A 17,953-nucleotide genomic window follows, 5' to 3' on the forward strand; every position below is an offset into this window, starting at 1 on the left:
ATTAGAGAGTAAGCGATCCCTGCCAGCCCTTATAAATAAAGGGCTGTAGGCTCACATTGGACTTTTCGCTGAAATGGGCGCAAAACCCCTACCACTGGCCACCGAATACCCTTCCCTCAATCTGGCGCAAGCCGTGATGGTCTATTCCTACGCTCTGGGTCAGGCTTTGGCCTGTGCCGATGGCAGCCTGGGGCTAAAAAGTGCTCAATCGCCGTTGGCGCAACTCAGTGCCCTCAAACAAAAAGCCGCCACTCTGCTGGAGCGAGTCGATGCCGCCGATGATGCCAAGTTAAGCCTGTGGTTGAATGAGAGCCTCTCTCGCTTAAGTGACAGAGACGCCAAAATGGCCCACCAACTGCTGGGCGATATACTCAAGAAACTCGACTGAGGTTACTGTGTTCCCTGGGTTAACTCTTTGCCGGTGCGCCGCCGCGCAGGGCGCGGTATAGGGCTATCATAGCCAGCAACTTATCGCGTTTTGACTCGCTCAACGAAAGCTCGGCGCTGAAGCGTTGGCGCTGGGCATCCATCAAATCGAGTGAAGTAGCAACACCGTTCTTGTATCTGAGCCGCGCCAGGCGCACATACTCAGAGGAAGCATCGAGCAAGCGTTGCTGCTCTATCAGAGCCTGCTGCGTTCTCTGATAATCATTCATCGCATTGCGTACTTCCATATAGGCGTTCAATACCGTGCTGCGATAAGCAAGCATTGCCTGCACCTGCGCTTCGTTGGCTATCTCATATTCGGCGCTTATCTTGCCGGCATTGAAAATTGGCGCCGTGATCCCACCGAGCAGCGACCAGGTGAGCCCCTTTGAGCTGAAAAGGTTATCCAGGTTATTGGATTCGCGACCATATTCGGCAGTAATGGTAAAGCCGGGGAAGAAGGCACTCTTGGCTACCCCGACCCCGGCCGTGGCCGCTACCAGAGCCAGCTCGCTGGCGCGTACATCCGGGCGGCGCGACAGTAGCTGTGAAGGCACCCCAACCGCCAGAGATTCGGGAAATTCACTGCTCACCAGTTTGGGAAGCTCCGGCAGGGGGTGATCGTAAGCCCCCAGTAAGATAAGCAACTGATTACGTTTGGCCTTGCTGTCATATTCGAGCTGAGGCAAGGTCACCATGGCGGTTTGATATTCCACTTCCGCCTGGTGTACATCGAGACCCGAGATCATCCCGTTGGCCCGCCTGAGCTTAGCCAGCTGCAGTTCCTTGGCGCGGATCTGAGCCGTTTCCCGGGAGATCTTAAGTCTTTGCTCTATATCGGTCAGCTCGTAAAAGGCGGTGGCGATATCACTGATAAGGCTGATTTTGGATGCCTCAAGCAGCTCTGCCTGCGACAGAGTATTGGCCAGTGCCGCCTCACTGGCCCGGCGGTTGGCACCCCAGATATCCAGCTCCCATGAAGCAACCCCGTTAAGACCCAAGGCCGTCTTGGCACTGGGATCTTTATTGGTAATGGCGCTGCTGAGTGACCGTTTGGCTTCAAACTCCAGCCCAAGCTCGGGCCACAGGGCCGCATCGACCACCCGCCCTTCGGCTCTGGCGGCTCGCAGCCTGCTCTGCATCATCGCCAGGTCGATATTGTTTCCCAGCGCCTGACGAATAAGCGCCTGCAGTTCGGGATTGAGGAAAAACGTCTGCCATTCATCCTTAACGGCTTCATTGGACTCTACTTGCGGCAGCGTCTTATCAAACTGCGCCGGCATGTTGAGCTCGGGGCGCTGATAATCCGGCCCCAGAGTGCAGCCCCAAAGGCCCGAGGAAAGTATCAAAGCGACTAGCGCCGGTCTAGTGCGTTTGCAGCTGACAAGGCTCTTGTTCGGCTTCTCTTGGCTCATGGCTAATACTCGGGTCATCATAAGCCTTCCTCCGTTGCCGGCTTTTGGCTTGCCGAATCACCCTTAACCTTGGCGCGAACCCAACCGGCTGTGGTCACAAAGAACAGCGGCACCAGTATAATCCCTATGCTGGTCGCCAGCACCATGCCGCCAAGGATGGGAATAGATACCGAGTGACGACTGACTGAGCCGGGTCCGGCCGATAACACCAGTGGCAAGACACCGAGAATAAAGGCCATGGAGGTCATCAAAATCGGCCTGAAGCGCATCGCGGCGGCTTCCATTGCCGCCTCCAGTCTTGAACGGCCCTCCCGGTGCAGTTGATTGGCGAACTCGACAATCAAAATCGAGTTTTTGGCTGCCATCCCGATAAGGGCGATAAAGGCGACCTGGAAGAAGAGATTACTCTGCATACCACTGAGCAGTGTCGCCAAAGAGGCTCCCAGCATGGCGACCGGAGCAATAAGCAGCACGGCCACAGGAATGGTCCAACTCTCATACAGCGCCGCCAAAAACAGGAATACAAACACCAAAGCCAGTGTAATGGCGATACTGGTTTGGTTGGCCGAGCGTACTTCCTGGAAGGTAAGCCCGGTCCATTCGTACTTGAATTCGGGCGGCAGCATGGGCTTGGCTACTCTGTTGATTGCTTTTATCACATCGCCTGAAGCATACCCGGCTGCCGGAGTGACGTTGATGGAAGCACTGGAGAACAGGTTGTAGTGAGTCACAGCCGCCGGCCCCACAGTATATTCATAGTCGGCCAGAACTCCAATCGGCACCATGACACCATTGGATGACCGGACATAATAATCTTTGATCTGCTGGGGGAACTGGCGATAACTATCCTCGGCCTGAACCCTGACCTTGTACACCCGGCCAAACAGATTGAAATCATTGACTACGGAGGAATCGGTAAAGGTCTTGATAGTGCTGTAAAGATCGGCCACATCCACCCCGATAGCCATCGCCTTGGCTTCGTTGACCGAGAGATACATCTGCGGAATGGAACCCTGCAGCGACATGGCCGCCGCTGCGACTTCCGGTTGTTGCTTGAGCTGCTCCACCAATTCGTTGCTGGTTTCCATCAGCCCCTTGAAATTGGTTCCCGAAGTATCCTGCAGCACCATCTCAACCCCGGAGCCGTTCCCCAAACCGGGCACGGCCGATGGCAGGTAGAGGTTGAACTCTGCCTGCAATACCTGGCTGAGTTCATGTTTCAGCTCTTTCATCACCTTCTGCACTGTAGCCTGGCTTTGCTCCCGCTCCGCCCAGGGCTTGAGGACCACTTCAAACTGGCCGTTGGCCTGATTCGAACCCGAGCGGCGGTTTTCACCGGCCAGGGTGAAGGACCAGGCTACCGCAGGATGGGCCAGCACATGGCGCTCGGCAATCTTGAGTACCTTTTGGGTGCGGTTGACCGTCGCTCCGGCCGGCAATGTCATATCAATAAAGAAACGCCCCTGGTCCTCATCCGGCATAAAGCTCGATGGCAAGTGGCTCATAATGTACCAAACCGCCACCACCATGGCGCCAAACACCAGGTAACTGCGCCGCGCATGTTTGTTGGCGATACCTACCAGGGATACGTATTTGTCGGTCAATTGGGAGAGGCGGTTGTTGAGCCAGAAGAAGAAACCGCTCTTGGCCGCATCGCCCGGACGCAACAACAAGGCGCAAAGTGCCGGACTCAGGGTCAATGCCACCACAGTGGAGATCAGCACGGCCACGGCAATGGCGACGGCAAATTCCCGATACATAATACCTGTGATTCCGGCAAGGAAGGACACAGGTACAAACACGGCGCACAGCACCAAACTGGTCGCTATCAGGGCACCGGATAACTCTTTCATGGCGCTGCGGGTTGCCGCCATCGGGCTCATGCCCTTTTCATTGATAAGTCGTTCGACGTTTTCCACCACCACAATGGCATCGTCAACTACAATACCAATGGCCAAAACCAGTGCCAGTAGGCTTACTGTATTGATGGTAAAACCGAAGGCCAGCATGGCGGCCAGCGTCCCTATCAAAGAGACAGGTACCGCAATCGCCGGGATAAGGGTCGCCCGCAGGTTCTGCAAAAACAGGTACACCACCAACACCACCAACACCAGGGCTTCGATCAGGGTCTGCACTACCTCATCGATAGACTCTTCGATAAACACAGAAGCATCGTAAAACACCTGCCAGTCCATACCGCTTGGGAACTTGGTCGCGAGTTCGGCCATGGTTTCCTTGACCTTACGGGTCACCTCAAGGGCATTGGCACCGGGCAGCAAATACACCTGCAAGATGGTGGCGTTTTCCCCATTGAGTTGTGATTGCAAGGTATAAGCCGAAGAACCCAGTTCTACTCTGGCAATGTCACGCAAGCGAATGAGCGAGCCGTCGGGATTGGCGCGAACTATGATTTCCTCAAATTCCCTGACACTGGACAGACGTCCGCTGGCGGTTATCGGCAAGGTTTGGCTCAAGGCGCTAGTGTTGGGTTGGGTACCCACGGTACCAGCCGGAGTTTCCTTGTTTTGTGCCTTGATGGCATCGATAACATCTGTGGTAGTCAGGCTGTGACCGGCCAAGGCATCCGGGCGCAACCACACCCGCATGGCATAACTGCGAGCGCCTGTGTTACGAACCCGGCCAACGCCGGGGATCCTTCTCAGTGCCGATTCAATATTGATGGAGGCGTAGTTGGAGAGGTAGATCTCATCGAAACGGGGATCTTTGGAGGTCAATGACAGCTTGAGCAGTTCCACCGAGGAATCCTTGGAGACTGACACCCCGGCGGTCTGTACATCGATAGGCAAGCTATCGATGGCCTGCTGAGTGGCATTCTGCACATCCACCGCCGCCAGATCCGGACTGGTGCCCACATCAAAGGTAATGGTGACATTGGTGCTGCCGGAATTGGTGCTCTTGGAGCTCATATAGATCATATTGGGCACACCGTTGACCTGCTGCTCCAGCGGCGTTGCCACAGACTCGGCGGCTGTAGTGGAAGCTGCCCCAGGATAAGAGGCTGAGATACTCACCTGCGGCGGCGTGATATAGGGATATTGATCCACCGGCAGCTGGAACATGGCTATCAAGCCCAGGAGCACGATAACGATACTGATAACAGCCGAGAATACCGGCCGTCCGATAAAGAACTGAGCCATTTACTTACGCTCCTGTTCTTTTGATTGCTGCTCCAGCGCCTCTTTCTTTTCCTGCTCGTCGAGCCGCTTTTGATACTCTTTGGCATCCAGCGGCTCGGCCAGTTGGCCATGACGCACACGGTGCATGCCTTCGACTATCACTCGTTCACCGGCGTTGAGACCGCTTTTAACCACCACGCCTTCCGGGCCCTGGTATTCAATCACGATAAAGCGCCGCTCAACCTTATTGTCCGGCATCACCACCATTACATAGACACCGCCCTGATCCACCTGAGTCGAGCGCTGCGGGATCACTATGGCATTGTCTATCTCACTGAGTTTGATCCTGACATTGGTGTATTGACCCGGCAATAACTCCTTGTCCGGATTGGGCAGTACCGCCCTCACCTCAAAGGTACCTGTGCTGGAATTGACCTGGGGATCGGTAAAACTGACGTTACCCAAATAGCGATAATCACTGTTGTCCGGTAAGGTGATACGCACAAAGCCTTCAACCGCCTTGCCTTCAGTTTCCGCTTCCTGCTGTTGGTTGTAACTGGTCATTCGCCGCCTGGCATTGAGGTAATCCAGCGCCGACATATTGAAATTCACATAGATGGGATTCACCTGCTTCACCCGTGTCAGCAGCGATTGCCCCTGACTGCCGACCAAAGCGCCGATATCCACCTCGGAGCGGCTGACCAGACCTGCGATTGGCGCTCTTATCTCGGTATAACTGAGTTCCAGCAGCGCTTCTTCCAGCTCGGCATGGCCGGCGGCCAGGGCCGACTTGGCCTGCGCCAACGCCGACAGGGCATTGTCATAATCCAGCTGACTGGCGGCATCCTGCTCATAGAGGGGTTTCAGACGCTTCACATCCCGCTGCGCCTTTTCCAGTATCGCCTGCTGCGACTCGACGTTGGCCTTGAGTCGATTAACCACAGCGTTATAGGGCTTGTTATCTATCTTATACAAGATATCGCCGGCATTGACCGCGCTGCCCTCGGTAAAGAGCCGCTCCTCGACAAAGCCATCGACTCGGGCCCTGACCTCCACATCCAAAGAAGCCTTGGTGATACCGACATAATTACCGTAGACAGGCACAGTCGCCTGTTTGACCTCTTCCACCACCACCAGTTTGGGCGTGATGGCAACGGGTTCGGGGTCACAACCGAGCAATAAAAAGCCACTGACGATAAGCAGTGGCATAGAGAAAAGCGATGCATTTGAACCCTTTCGGGAGAAGACGGTCATTAGCGCAGCAAAGACAGAGGACATAGCAGCTTCCAGCGTTCAATGGGAGATCCTGATTGTTAAACACCCCGACGTTTGGCGACAGGTTGTTCATTTACCAGTGTAAGTCCTTGAAGCTGCGTGTCAATTCCCGACTATTATTAAGGGAAAGCTAATAACTTACTTAAGCCTCAATGTTTCAACCTGAAAGGCAAACTGCTCTTTAAGTAATTGAATATGCTCGGGCTTATTTTTTATCAAGCGGCTACGTGTTGCCAGACTGCTGCTGATAAAGAGCTTAAACCAAGTATCAAGCGCTTCGGCGCAGCCCTCTTTACCCAGAGACTGCAGCGTTAAAATTGCCACTTCGGCCGTACCCATCTGAAAGTCGCGGCTACCCTTTCTGAGCTGATAGCGAGCCAAGGTTTCGGCGCTGAATGACAACATAGGTAATTGATGCAGGTAAGCACTCTTGCGAAACATCTTCACCGCCTCACGCCAACTGCCATCGAGCAAAATGAACAGCGGTCGCTTGCCTTGCTCCGGATCTCCCTGATTAGCGAGCACTTCGCTCAAAGCCTCGGTCACCACCTCTTGCCCCGGTAAGGCATATTCCCCCGGAAACACCAGATAAGGCTGATAATCCGGGTTTTCCAGCAAGGCTAAGAGTTGAGGGTCCGGCTGAGTTCTCGACCAAAGAAAGGCATGGGTATCCGGAATGAGATCGGCTATCAAACGCCCGCTGTTGCTGGGTTTCAATACCTCGGCATCATACATAAGCAAAGCAAACGCCGCTTCGCAGGGCAGAAGGCGCCTGTGCTCACAGGTACAAAAGCTCTGCTCCAACAGGCAACGGCCACAGCGAACAAGATTCTTGCCCCTTGATGCATAAGGCTTGGTCGACAGCGACTGTCGGTATTCATACAGACGGTGTACTGCGTGAGGTTGAATTGACATGAATTTCCCGAATTACAATGACTTAATAACTCTAGTGTACGACTTTCTTACCGCCAGCCTTGTTGCTTTGACTGCCTTGCGTAAGAGCCGGCGCAGTTTACTGCCGCATTCATGTGGCAGCAAGTCGTTTAACCTCACTCTTGCCAGGATAGCCGGCACTTGGTACTTGTCCATAAGGCCGAATGAAAGAACCGATGGAAAATAATCCATCATCAAGATTTGTAAACATATCATTCCAATATAGAGACTCAAAGCAGCAATGAAAGCCCTCTATAGGGCTACAATGGCGCTTTCAAAGGTAAACAACCCCAACTTTTGGGTTATATTCCACCCAAGCAGCGTAAAGATTAAGGTACACAAACTTATTCTATAGAAAATGTTATCAACAGCCTTAATTTTTTTCTTGTATAACAGCGACTTCTGTCATTGAAATTGCAAAATTGCCGAGTATGATAGCGCCCGTCTCGGGAGCTCCCGAGCAGGAAGGGGCAGATACTTATCTCAAGAGGCACTCGCCTTATCGGCATCTTCCCAAACGGTTCTTTAGTTATGGTTCTTTATCAAGGTTGTGGGAGTATTACTGTGGTACCTGATGAGAATGTTTCCGGCGTATCCTTGAAGCCTTTATTAATCATGCTGGTGATGATGGTCGCCAGCGGCCAGATTGCCCAAACCATTTTTGTGCCGGCGCTGCCTATGATGGGTGAGCAATTCAGTGTCAGTGCCGGGCAACTGCAGGCGATTATGGGCACTTATCTCTTGGCCTATGGCCTACTGCAATTTGTTTATGGCCCGGTATCGGACAGATTCGGTCGCAAACCGCTGCTGCTCATCGGTCTTAGTCTTTTCGTCATAGGTGCCATCATCGCCGCCTGCGCCGAGAGCTTTAATACCTTGCTGCTGGCCAGCGCCATTCAAGGCTGCGGCACAGCCAGTGCCGGCGCCCTTTGCCGCTCTATTCCAAGGGATTTCTTCTTCGGCGAAAAACTGGTGCGTTTCAACAGCTATGTGTCCATGGCCGTGGTGTTCTCGCCGCTGCTGGCTCCCTTTATTGGCGGAGTGTTGAGTGTGCATTATGGCTGGCATGCCGTGTATTGGTTCCTGGCTTTTTTCGGTGTCTGCGTGGTGATAACCCTGGCGCTGAGGTTCAAGGAATCCCTCCCCAAGGAGAAACGCCAGCCGCAGTCCATGCTCAAGTCCTATGCCTTGGTGCTGAAGCACAGAGCCTTTCGCGGTTATCTGCTGTCCTTGGTGGCTACCTTCGCCGGGATTGCCGCCTTTGAAGCCATCGCCGGTATACTCTATGGCCAGGTGCTGGCTATGAGCCCCATGATGGTCAGTTGCTATTTCGTGGCGCCTATTCCGGGTTATCTGCTGGGGGCCTGGTATGCCGGCAGACAGGCATCACTGCATAAACTGTTTCACCACGGCGTAGCCCTGCTGGGTGCCGGGGCACTGTTTTTACTGCTGCCCGGCCTGTCAACTTTGGTGATAGGTTGGAGTCTACTGATTGGCTCAGTGCTCTTCTTTACCGGGGCCGGCATATTGTTTCCGGCGCTGACATCGGCGGCACTTGAGCCCTTCCCGCGTCAAGCCGGAGTTGCTGGCGCCCTGCTCGGTGGCCTGCAGAACTTTGCCGCCGGTCTTGCGGCCATGTTGATGTCGCTGGTGCCCATGATGGGACAACTCAGCATAGGGCTTTTGACTTCTTCCATGGTGGTGCTGGTGGTGTTGGCACTCAACTATGCCAGAACCCATCCGGATATCGATGTGCATACCGCCGGGGACCCGCTCTGATTTCCCTGTCAAACCATTAAGCAAGACCGGCCACTGGCCGGTCTTGCTGCTTCTACCCCTTACACTTCATGCTCTTCTTTGCGATTCAGACTTTGTTGGCGTTTCAGTCGACTGAGGCATTCGCTTTTGGACGTTATCCTTATGCGCCTTGCCAAACTGCGATCATGACAACAAAGCCAAAACAACCGAATAGCTCAGGCATAAAAAGCGCCCCTAAAGGAGCGCTGGTTTCTAGACCTGAGGTTAAGCCGCTAGCCAAACCAACAGCCAAACCAATTTAATCGGTTTGGCGGCTGATTAGGCCGATTATTCGGCCAGCTCTTTTTCCAGTTGCTTAGCCACAGCTTCGGGCGAACTGGAATGGCGGGCAAACAGTGAATAAGCCACAGGGATGACCAACAGGGTAAACAAGGTGGCCAGCAGAATGCCTGAGAGCACCACCACACCGATGACAAAGCGGGTCTCGGCTCCGGCACCTTCGGCGAGCACCAGAGGCACGGCACCGGCGGCCGTGGTTATGCCTGTCATCAGTATGGGTCTGAGCCTTTGGTTGGCCGCCTGCAAAATAGCGGTATCAAAGTCGACCCCCTTATCCCTGAGCTGGTTGGCAAATTCAACAATCAGAATACCGTTCTTGGCCGCCAGCCCCACCAACATGATGATGCCTATCTGGCTGTAGATATTCAGACTTTGACCGGTCAGCAACAAACCCACCAAGGCGCCCACGGTTGCCAGCGGCACAGTCAGCATGATCACCATGGGGTGAATATAGCTCTCAAACTGCGCCGCCAATACCAGGAACACTATCCCCAGTGCCAGCAGGAACACGAAGTACATGGAGCTGCCGGACTCCTGATAGTCGAGCGACTGGCCTTTGTAGCTTATCAAGGCTTCTGCCGGCAGATAGGTGTGGGCCAAATCATTGAGATAATCGAGCGCCTCACCCAGGCTGTAACCTTCCGCCAAACTGGCCTCCAGGGTAATGGCCCGCATCCGGTTGTAGCGATGGAGCTGACTGGCGTCGGCAAACTCCTCTATGCTGACCAGGTTCGAGAGCGGGATCAGCTGCTTGCTGCGATCTGAGCGCACATAGATATTCTGCATATCCGAGGCGGTGTTTTGGCTGTCGCGGTTCCCCTCAATGATCACGTCATACTCTTCACCGTCGCGCATAAAGGTAGTCACCAGGCGTGAACCCAACATGGACTCAAGCGTGCGCCCTATATGAGCGATGGAAACCCCGAGATCGGCCGCCCTGTCTTTGTCGATAACGACTCTGAGCTGGGGCTTGGTTTCCTTGTAGTCATGATCCAAACCGACGAGATTGGGGTTTTCCGCCGCTTTTTCCAGCATGATGTCGCGCCATCTGGCAAGTTCCTCATAGCTGGGGCCGCCAATGACAAACTGCACGGGTTTACCCACTCCACGGCCAAAGGCCTGGCGCATTACAGGAAACGCCCTGACGCCGGCGAGATCGGCGAGCCTGGCACGGACATCATTGATGATCTCCTTGGCGGGACGGCGCTGGCCCCAGTCATTGAGCACTATGATCGCCATACCGTTGGAGAAGTTGGCCGAGCCGCCCCAACCGCGAGGCGCACGGATCAACAAACGCTTGATTTCGCCGCTGTCGACCAGAGGCATCAAACGTTGCTCCACCTCGTTCATATAGGCTTCAATATATTCATAGCTGGCACCCTCCGGGCCGTTGACCATCAGGAACATAGATCCCCTGTCTTCTTCCGGCGCAAACTCCTGCGGGATCAGTTTAACCATGTAGGCACTGGCCCCAAGAGCTGCTACCACCAACAGGGAAACCAGCAAGGGGTGCTTCATGGCGCCGGTGAGACTGCGGCTGTAAAAGCCTGCCAGAGCGTTCATTCCCTTGTCGACCTGGCGCATCAACCAGGTATCCTGGCTCGCGGGTTTAAGCAGCTTGGAACACATCATGGGGCTGAGTGTCAGTGCCACTATCGAGGAAAACAACACGGCGGCACTCATGGTGACGGCAAACTCTTTAAACAGCTTACCGAGATCGCCATCGAGGAAGGTGATCGGCATAAATACCGCCACCAACACCGCCGTAGTGGCAATAACTGCAAAGGCCACCTCACGGGCGCCGAGAAAAGCGGCTTTTAATGGACTATCGCCCTCTTCGATGCGGCGGTGAATGTTTTCCAGCATCACGATGGCATCATCCACCACCATGCCGATGGCCAGGATCATCGCCAGCAGAGTCAAGAGGTTAATTGTGTATCCCAAAGCGTAGAGCACGATAAAAGTGGCAAGCAGGGATACAGGCACAGTCAGCGCCGGGATCAACATGGCGCGCACACTGCCAAGGAACAGGTAGATGACGATGATCACCAGAATAATGGCGATAAACAGTGTCTGATACACTTCATCGATAGAGGCTTCGATAAACACTGAGCTGTCGTAGGAGCGTTTAATCTCCATACCCTGGGGCAGAGTCGGGTTGATCTCATCCACCAGTTGATTCACCGCCCGCGCCACTTCCAAAGTATTGGCGGTAGACTGTTTGGAGACTCCCAAGCCTATCATGGCTTCGCCGTTACCACGGAACATGATCCGCTCTTCTTCCGAGCCGATTTCGACCCTGGCCACATCCCCGAGCTTAACTAGGTAGCCATCGCCCCCTTGGGTCAGCACCAGGTTGGCAAAGTCATCGGCGGTGCGAAAGCTGCGTTCAAGCCGCACGGTAAAGTGACGTTCCTTGGATTCGATGGAGCCGGCCGGCAGTTCGACGTTTTCCGATCTCAGGGCCGCTTCGACATCGGCTACGGTCAGGTTGCGGGCCGCCAGTGCCTGGCGGTCAATCCAGACCCGCATGGCGTAAACCTTGCCGCCACCGACACGCATATTGGCCACCCCGTCGATAACGGAGAATCTGTCGGTGAGGTAACGGCGGGCATAGTCGGTGAGCTGCAAAGTGGTCATCTGATCCGACACCAGATTGAGCCACATGATCACTTCATCGCCGCCATTGGCCTTTTGCACCTCCGGCGGATCGGCCTCTTCCGGCAAGTTATCCAGCAAACCGGCAATCCGGTCACGGACATCGTTGGCGGCGGCTTCAATATCGCGGTCAATATCAAACTCAAGCACCACAGAGGAGCGGCCATCTGTGCTGGAAGAGTCGATATGACGTATGCCTTCAACGCCGCTGATCCTATCTTCAATCAGCTGAGTGATACGGCTTTCCACCACAGAGGCACTGGCGCCACGGTAGCTGGTATCTATCGAGACTATCGGCGGGTCGATATCCGGGTATTCGCGTAGTGGCAACTTACCGAAGGACACCAGACCGAAAGCGATCAACAGCAGGCTGATGACCGAGGCGAAAACCGGTCGTTTAACGGAAATGTCTGTCAGTATCATGCTGTGGTCTTCGCCTCTTCAGCCGTCAGGAAGCTGAAATGTTCCTTGAACTCCACCTTGACCTTGTCACCGGGACGGACCTTGAGGATCCCGCGAATGATCACCTGCTCACCCAGCTCGACGCCTTCGAGAATTTCCACCCAGCCACGGCTGCGCAGCCCAATAGTAACCTGACGCTGTTCCACCACACCTTCACTGTTGGCCAGATAGATGTAGTGACGGTTTTGAATAGGAATAATGGCCGACTCGGGCAGCAACAACGCCTCACGGTTTTGCTTGATAAGCTTGACCTTCATCAACATGCCCGGTAGCAGTTGACCATCGGGGTTGGGGATTTCGGCGCGCACCACTACTGCCCGTGTGGTTGGGTTAACCCGGCTGTCAATGGAAACAACTTTGCCGCGAAACAGCTTATCCGGGTAAGCGACCGCGCTGGCTTCCACGATTTTGCCCGGCAACAAGTCCTGAATAAAACGCTCAGGAACCGAGAAGTCCAGCTTGATCACCGAGATATCATCCAAGGTAGTGATCACCACTCCCGGAGTGACCAGGCTGCCGACCGAGACCTGGCGTAAACCCAGGCGACCATTGAAGGGGGCTGTGATCTGTCTGTCCCGCAGCGCCGCCTGTGCCTGCTCGACTTCGGCTCTGGCACTTTCTATCAGAGTTTGCAGTCGGTCGCGCTCGGTTTCTGCGACTGTCTTGCTGGTGACCAGAGAGCTGATGCGGTCGAACTCGCGGGTATTCTCCCGCACCTTGATCCTGGCCAGTTCCACTCTGGCCTGCTGCTCGGCGTCCTGCAGCTTGGCAAGCAGTTGCCCTTGCTTGACTATCTGACCATCATCGAAGCGAATCGAGGTCACCACATCGCTGACCTTGGGGGTGATGGTGACTGACTCATAGGCTTTGGAAGTGCCAAGGGCCTCCACTTCATCCCGCACAGCCTGAATGGCTGCCTTATACACCACAACATTGGGTACCGGGCGGGCCTTTCTCTCCGCCGGGGCTTGCTGCTGATGCCATTGTTGATAACCAATGGCTGCGGCCGCCAGTAGTACCAAAAGGAGTATTATTTTTTTCATTGATTGTCCGAAGGTACAGAGTTTTATGGGTAAAACAGTTTACTCTGCGACTTATCGGCTTCAATACGTTTTACCTTTTCTTACAAATTACATTTATTTGACACAGATACACACACAGTTAAAACAACTGCATCAAAGCCGCCGGAACAAAGATACAGGCTATAGATTGACTCAAAAACCAAGGACTATTCTGCAAATGACTTTACAAACAGGGAGGTATTGATTTCATCTCTCGTGCGGTAAAGATGAAGGGGTAGGACAAATATCAAACAAAAACATTATAAATTAAATGGTTATAAATGGCTGACGCTGAGAAAGCCGCAGAACTTCGGTACCGAGTTTTGGCACCCAAGGGCAGCAATAGGCTTATGAGGAGATCAAAAAAGGCGCCGAAATCGGCGCCTTTTCAATCACACTCTCTGGTATAAACCCGCAGAGCTTAACGCACTTTACGATCTTCGCGCATCAAATCCGCCAGGTTCTGATAGACGGCTTCAATGGTCTCATTCGCGAGCGGTTGGTCGGCCACATCGTGCAGGCGGATCTCTGTCTGCCCTTTGTTGGCGGCACTTTCCTGCAGCAATAAACGATAGCTGCCCTCTTTAAGCGCTAACTTGTTATCGCCCCACAGGGAACTCCAGAAGCCAGAGTTGTCATTCAAGTTAACGTAGAACAAACCTTTGCTTGAGTCCATGTCCACCACTTCCAAACCAAGCTCAGGCAGTACTATCCGCAGACGATCCCAGGTACGCTTGAATGGCGCATCAGCCACCCAGTAGCTCTCGCTGTCGCCGCCCTGATGCAATGACATATCAATGCCCAGACTCTGCTTGATACGGTTGGCCTTGATCATCTGCTCCCGTTTGAGGCTCATATAGGCCACGGCGCTGTTGAGCATATCTATGGTGTAACGGCGCTTATCTTCACCACTGAGCAGTACCGGCAGCTCTGAGCCGTCGTAATGCTCTTCGTGATCTATGAGGTTAATCACCAGGTTGCCTGTGCGGCCATGTGGACGAACTTCGACATCGAAACGGAAACGCTGGCGCAGCTGGTAGACTTTATCGCTGCCAAACCAGGAAGAATCGAGCACCTGCTCTGTTTCAATCCAATCTGTTTCGATAGCGCCTTTATCATAATCTTCAGAGACAATGCCATAGCCTTGCTTTTGCAGATAACCCTTAACCGTGCTGAAGATCTCCTGTTTGAGATCAACACTGTTGTCGATGGACTCAACCACCACTTTGATGTTGTCGCTGCCCTCTTCCACATGGGTGCCTTCAGCCATGGGCAGCACTTGCAAAGGCGGACGAATATCGAGTTTTTCACCAACAAACTCAGCATTACTCTTGGCGCCCGCTTGCGGGATCTCAAACTCTTTACTGAACCTTGGGGTGTCCAATCCTTCCGGGATCACCAAGGGAGCTGAAGTGCCGGCTTCAACATACTCGAAGTTGCCATTGGCCTGACGACGGTCAATCGGCGTACTGCAGGCTGAAACTGCGACAACCAGCACTAAGGGGGAAACTTGCTTTAGCATTAAATTATTCAACCTCTATCCCGGCTTTTTGCATTGCGTTAAGCAACAGACCATGAAACTCCTCGGAAAGTTCAGTCAAAGGCAAACGAATTGTGCCTTCGCTGATGAGTCCCATGCGATGGGCCGCCCACTTAACCGGTATTGGGTTCGCCTCACAAAAGAGTGCACTGTACAGGCCGCTCAGGGGTTCATCCATGGCTTTTGCCTCTGCCGCTCTTCCTTGCAGCGCCGCCTCACACATGGCCTTGAACGCCTTAGGGACGATATTGTTGGCAACCGAGATCACCCCGTTGCCACCAAGGGCCAGGAATTCGCGCGCCGTGGCATCATCACCGCTGAACAGCAGAAAATCATCGCCGCAAAGCTCACGCAGCCGTTTAACCCGTGCGAGATCGCCTGTGGCTTCCTTAACCCCTATGATGTTGGGCACATCACAAAGTTGAGCAACGGTTTCCGGCTTCATGTCAACCGAAGTGCGGCCTGGAACGTTATACAGAATTTGGGGAACATCCGTACTGGCTGCAACCGCTTTATAATGGGCAACCAACCCCTTGGGAGTGGGCTTGTTGTAATAAGGTGTCACCCCCAGCATGGCAGCCACATCGAGTTTCGACAGACCCTGGGTCAGTTCTATGGCTTCAGCGGTGGCATTGGCGCCATTACCGCCTATGACGGGAATACGGCCTGCGGCAAAAGAAAGGGTTTGTGACACCACTTCGAGGTGTTCGCGAATGGGCAGAGTGGCAGATTCGCCTGTGGTACCAACTGCAACTATGGCATCGGTCCCCTGCTCGATATGAAATTCCACCAAACGCTCGAGACTTGCAAAATCCACTGAGCCATCGCCTTGCATGGGCGTAATTAAGGCTACGATGCTTCCGTTTATCATCTTATGTCCCCAAGATTTCAGGATTCGCTATGGTACTGGTGCAGCCAGCCAATGACAAGCACTGTCAGGGCTAACAAATCGAATTAGTTGTGGTAGCATGGTTGACCGCACAAAAAACTCAGCTCAAAGGGGCTGAGTTTTCGCTCTATGATACCGGAAATATGAGGAAAATTCATGACCAACTACCTGGTCGTTACCGCTATGGGGGCCGACCGTCCCGGCCTGGTCAGCAAACTGGCAAGATTAGCCAGTGATTGCGACTGTGACATAGTCGACAGCCGCATGGCGCTGTTCGGCAACGAGTTTACTCTGATTATGATGTTGTCCGGCTCCTGGGCATCCATTACCAAGATAGAAACCAGCCTTCCCAGTCTCAGTGTCGAACTTGAACTGATGACGGTAATGAAGCGCACCTCCAAGCACACGCCGCAAAATTACATCTCGCGCATTGAAGTGACTTTCAACGGTCAGGACCAGCGCGGCACCATGAAGCGCATCTCCCAGTTCCTGGCAGACAGGTCCTTGGATCTCGGTGCGGTGCGCTCCTACTCGGAAGAGCTGCCGGACGGCAGCCAGACTCAGCACGTTTTCCTGGCCATCAATATCCCGGAAAAGGTCGAATTGGATAAACTGGAAACCAGCATCCAGGCCTTGGCCGAAGAGATGTCCCTGACCTGCAACATCAAACGTATGCAGGGTATTGCGGTCCCCAAAGCCGATTGAATCCCACTCATCCCAGATAAAGATCAAAAGGATTGAACGCATGAACACCTTAAAAGCAGGCGACAAAGCGCCACTCTTCACCCTAAAAAACCAAAACGATGAAAATATTTCACTGCAAGATTGCCTGAAAAAAGGCCGGGTACTGGTGTATTTCTACCCCAAGGCGATGACGCCTGGTTGTACAGTGCAAGCCTGTGGCCTGAGAGACAGCAAGGCGGAACTGGACGAATTCAATGTAACCGTGCTTGGAATAAGCACAGATCCCGTGGCGAGACTGGGCAAGTTTATCGATAAGCATGAGCTCAACTTCACCCTGCTCAGCGATGAAGACCACGCAGTAGCCGATGCCTTCGGTGTCTGGGGCGAGAAAAAATTTATGGGCAAAGTTTATGATGGCCTGCACCGCCTGAGTTTCCTGATTGACCAGGATGGCACCATCAGCCACAGGTTCGACAAGTTCAAGACCAAAGATCATCATCAAGTGGTGCTGGACTATCTCAAGGGATAAACCCCACGGCTACTTTGCCGGCTCCTATTGCCGGCATTCACCGCATCCCCAAGCCAGAGACGCTAAAAAGCCCGCAATGCGGGCTTTTGTTTTTCTGCAAGATACCTGAATTTACCTCAGAAGCCCCTTCCCTGAAAATAGGGCCACAGAATAGCCAGGGCGATTGACCACATGGTCAACCAGATAAATCTGTCCAGATAACGCCAGGCCGCGGGACGGCTGAACACGGGCGCCAGCAGGCGCGCGCCAAAGCTCAGACTAAAGAACCAGATAAAGGAAGCCAGCACGGCCCCGGCACCAAACCAGGCCCTGACCTCGGTATCAAACTGGGTACTTATGCTGCCGAGCAAAACCACTGTATCCAGATACAGGTGTGGGTTTAAAAAGCTGATCGCCAAGGTGGTGATCATGGCCTTGCGAAATGAATCCGCCGCTTCAGCATCCCCGGTCTCCAACCCCTGACTCTTGAATGAAGAGCGCAGCGCGTTGAAGCCGTACCACAGCAGGAAGGCCGCGCCGCCAAAGCTCGCCAGATGTTTGATGGCCGGCACGGCCAAGATCAACTGCCCTAGCCCGGCAACGCCAGCTGTAATCATCAGGGCGTCTATCAAAGAGCAAGTCAAGGCGATGGGAAACGGATAAGCACGTTTGATGCCTTGCTTCAACACAAAGGCGTTTTGAGCTCCCACGGCAATGATTAGACTGGCACCTATCCCCATGCCCTGAATGAAAGCGGTTTGCATAATCTCTCCAACAGCAGTTCGCCGCGATAGCCGACGACCAATAAAAGTTTTCAATGGCGGCAGTTTACTCCCGGTAAGAAAATTAATATAACTAATGTTTTTTA

The 17,953-nt window shown here is 53.7% G+C and carries 13 protein-coding genes; 4 read left to right on the top strand and 9 right to left on the bottom strand.

Annotation, left to right across the window (positions count from 1 at the left end):
• Positions 1–73: 73 nt before the first annotated feature.
• Positions 74–388, top strand: a complete 315-nt coding sequence (locus ON072_RS18665; protein WP_274626142.1) for a hypothetical protein — start codon at positions 74–76, stop codon at positions 386–388.
• A 19-nt stretch (positions 389–407) separates the two neighbouring features.
• On the opposite strand, the gene ON072_RS18670 is transcribed toward ON072_RS18665, so the two are convergent.
• The 4 genes from ON072_RS18670 to ON072_RS18685 all read right to left on the bottom strand — a co-directional run bounded on the left by ON072_RS18670 (position 408) and on the right by ON072_RS18685 (position 7,168).
• Entirely contained in the window at positions 408–1,862 is a 1,455-nt protein-coding gene (locus ON072_RS18670) for an efflux transporter outer membrane subunit (protein WP_144437592.1), read from the bottom strand.
• Complete coding sequence (locus ON072_RS18675; RefSeq protein ID WP_044734461.1) at positions 1,859–4,999, bottom strand: efflux RND transporter permease subunit; 3,141 nt, start codon at positions 4,997–4,999, stop codon at positions 1,859–1,861. Before ON072_RS18675 ends, ON072_RS18670 begins: the two co-directional genes overlap by 4 nt.
• The gene (locus ON072_RS18680; RefSeq protein WP_372239352.1) at positions 5,000–6,256 is read right to left on the bottom strand and encodes an efflux RND transporter periplasmic adaptor subunit; all 1,257 of its coding nucleotides are present in this window, start codon (positions 6,254–6,256) and stop codon (positions 5,000–5,002) included.
• A 135-nt stretch (positions 6,257–6,391) separates the two neighbouring features.
• On the bottom strand, positions 6,392–7,168 hold the full coding sequence (locus ON072_RS18685; RefSeq protein WP_107110383.1) for a tRNA-uridine aminocarboxypropyltransferase: 777 nt from the start codon (positions 7,166–7,168) through the stop codon (positions 6,392–6,394).
• 615 nt (positions 7,169–7,783) lie between these two features.
• On the opposite strand from ON072_RS18685, the gene emrD reads away from it, so the two are divergent.
• Positions 7,784–8,965 (top strand): multidrug efflux MFS transporter EmrD, encoded by a 1,182-nt coding sequence (emrD, locus tag ON072_RS18690; protein ID WP_257574394.1) that lies wholly within the window; start codon positions 7,784–7,786, stop codon positions 8,963–8,965.
• A gap of 306 nt (positions 8,966–9,271) precedes the next feature.
• Here emrD and ON072_RS18695 read toward each other — a convergent pair whose 3' ends face one another.
• The 4 genes from ON072_RS18695 to dapA all read right to left on the bottom strand — a co-directional run bounded on the left by ON072_RS18695 (position 9,272) and on the right by dapA (position 15,875).
• Positions 9,272–12,364, bottom strand: coding sequence for an efflux RND transporter permease subunit (locus ON072_RS18695; RefSeq protein WP_274626143.1), 3,093 nt, complete (start codon positions 12,362–12,364; stop codon positions 9,272–9,274).
• Complete coding sequence (locus ON072_RS18700) at positions 12,361–13,446, bottom strand: efflux RND transporter periplasmic adaptor subunit (RefSeq protein WP_025009714.1); 1,086 nt, start codon at positions 13,444–13,446, stop codon at positions 12,361–12,363. Before ON072_RS18700 ends, ON072_RS18695 begins: the two co-directional genes overlap by 4 nt.
• Before the next feature lie 439 nt (positions 13,447–13,885).
• Entirely contained in the window at positions 13,886–14,986 is a 1,101-nt protein-coding gene (bamC, locus tag ON072_RS18705; RefSeq protein WP_274626144.1) for an outer membrane protein assembly factor BamC, read from the bottom strand.
• A 4-nt stretch (positions 14,987–14,990) separates the two neighbouring features.
• Positions 14,991–15,875 carry a 4-hydroxy-tetrahydrodipicolinate synthase gene (dapA, locus tag ON072_RS18710; protein ID WP_261752501.1) on the bottom strand — a complete coding sequence of 295 codons (885 nt, stop codon included), beginning with the start codon at positions 15,873–15,875 and terminating at the stop codon, positions 14,991–14,993.
• 174 nt (positions 15,876–16,049) lie between these two features.
• Here dapA and ON072_RS18715 point away from each other — a divergent pair, with 174 nt between their 5' ends.
• A complete protein-coding gene (locus tag ON072_RS18715) occupies positions 16,050–16,598 on the top strand; it encodes a glycine cleavage system protein R (RefSeq protein WP_025009712.1) in 549 nt (182 codons plus the stop codon).
• Between the two features lie 40 nt (positions 16,599–16,638).
• Positions 16,639–17,106: a thioredoxin-dependent thiol peroxidase gene (bcp, locus tag ON072_RS18720; protein WP_028779224.1), complete on the top strand. Its 468-nt coding sequence runs from the start codon at positions 16,639–16,641 to the stop codon at positions 17,104–17,106.
• Between the two features lie 116 nt (positions 17,107–17,222).
• On the opposite strand, the gene ON072_RS18725 is transcribed toward bcp, so the two are convergent.
• Positions 17,223–17,849: a LysE/ArgO family amino acid transporter gene (locus ON072_RS18725; protein WP_028779225.1), complete on the bottom strand. Its 627-nt coding sequence runs from the start codon at positions 17,847–17,849 to the stop codon at positions 17,223–17,225.
• Positions 17,850–17,953: the final 104 nt, after the last annotated feature.

This window comes from Shewanella sp. K8 (genome assembly GCF_028823715.1).
GTDB lineage: Bacteria > Pseudomonadota > Gammaproteobacteria > Enterobacterales > Shewanellaceae > Shewanella > Shewanella algae.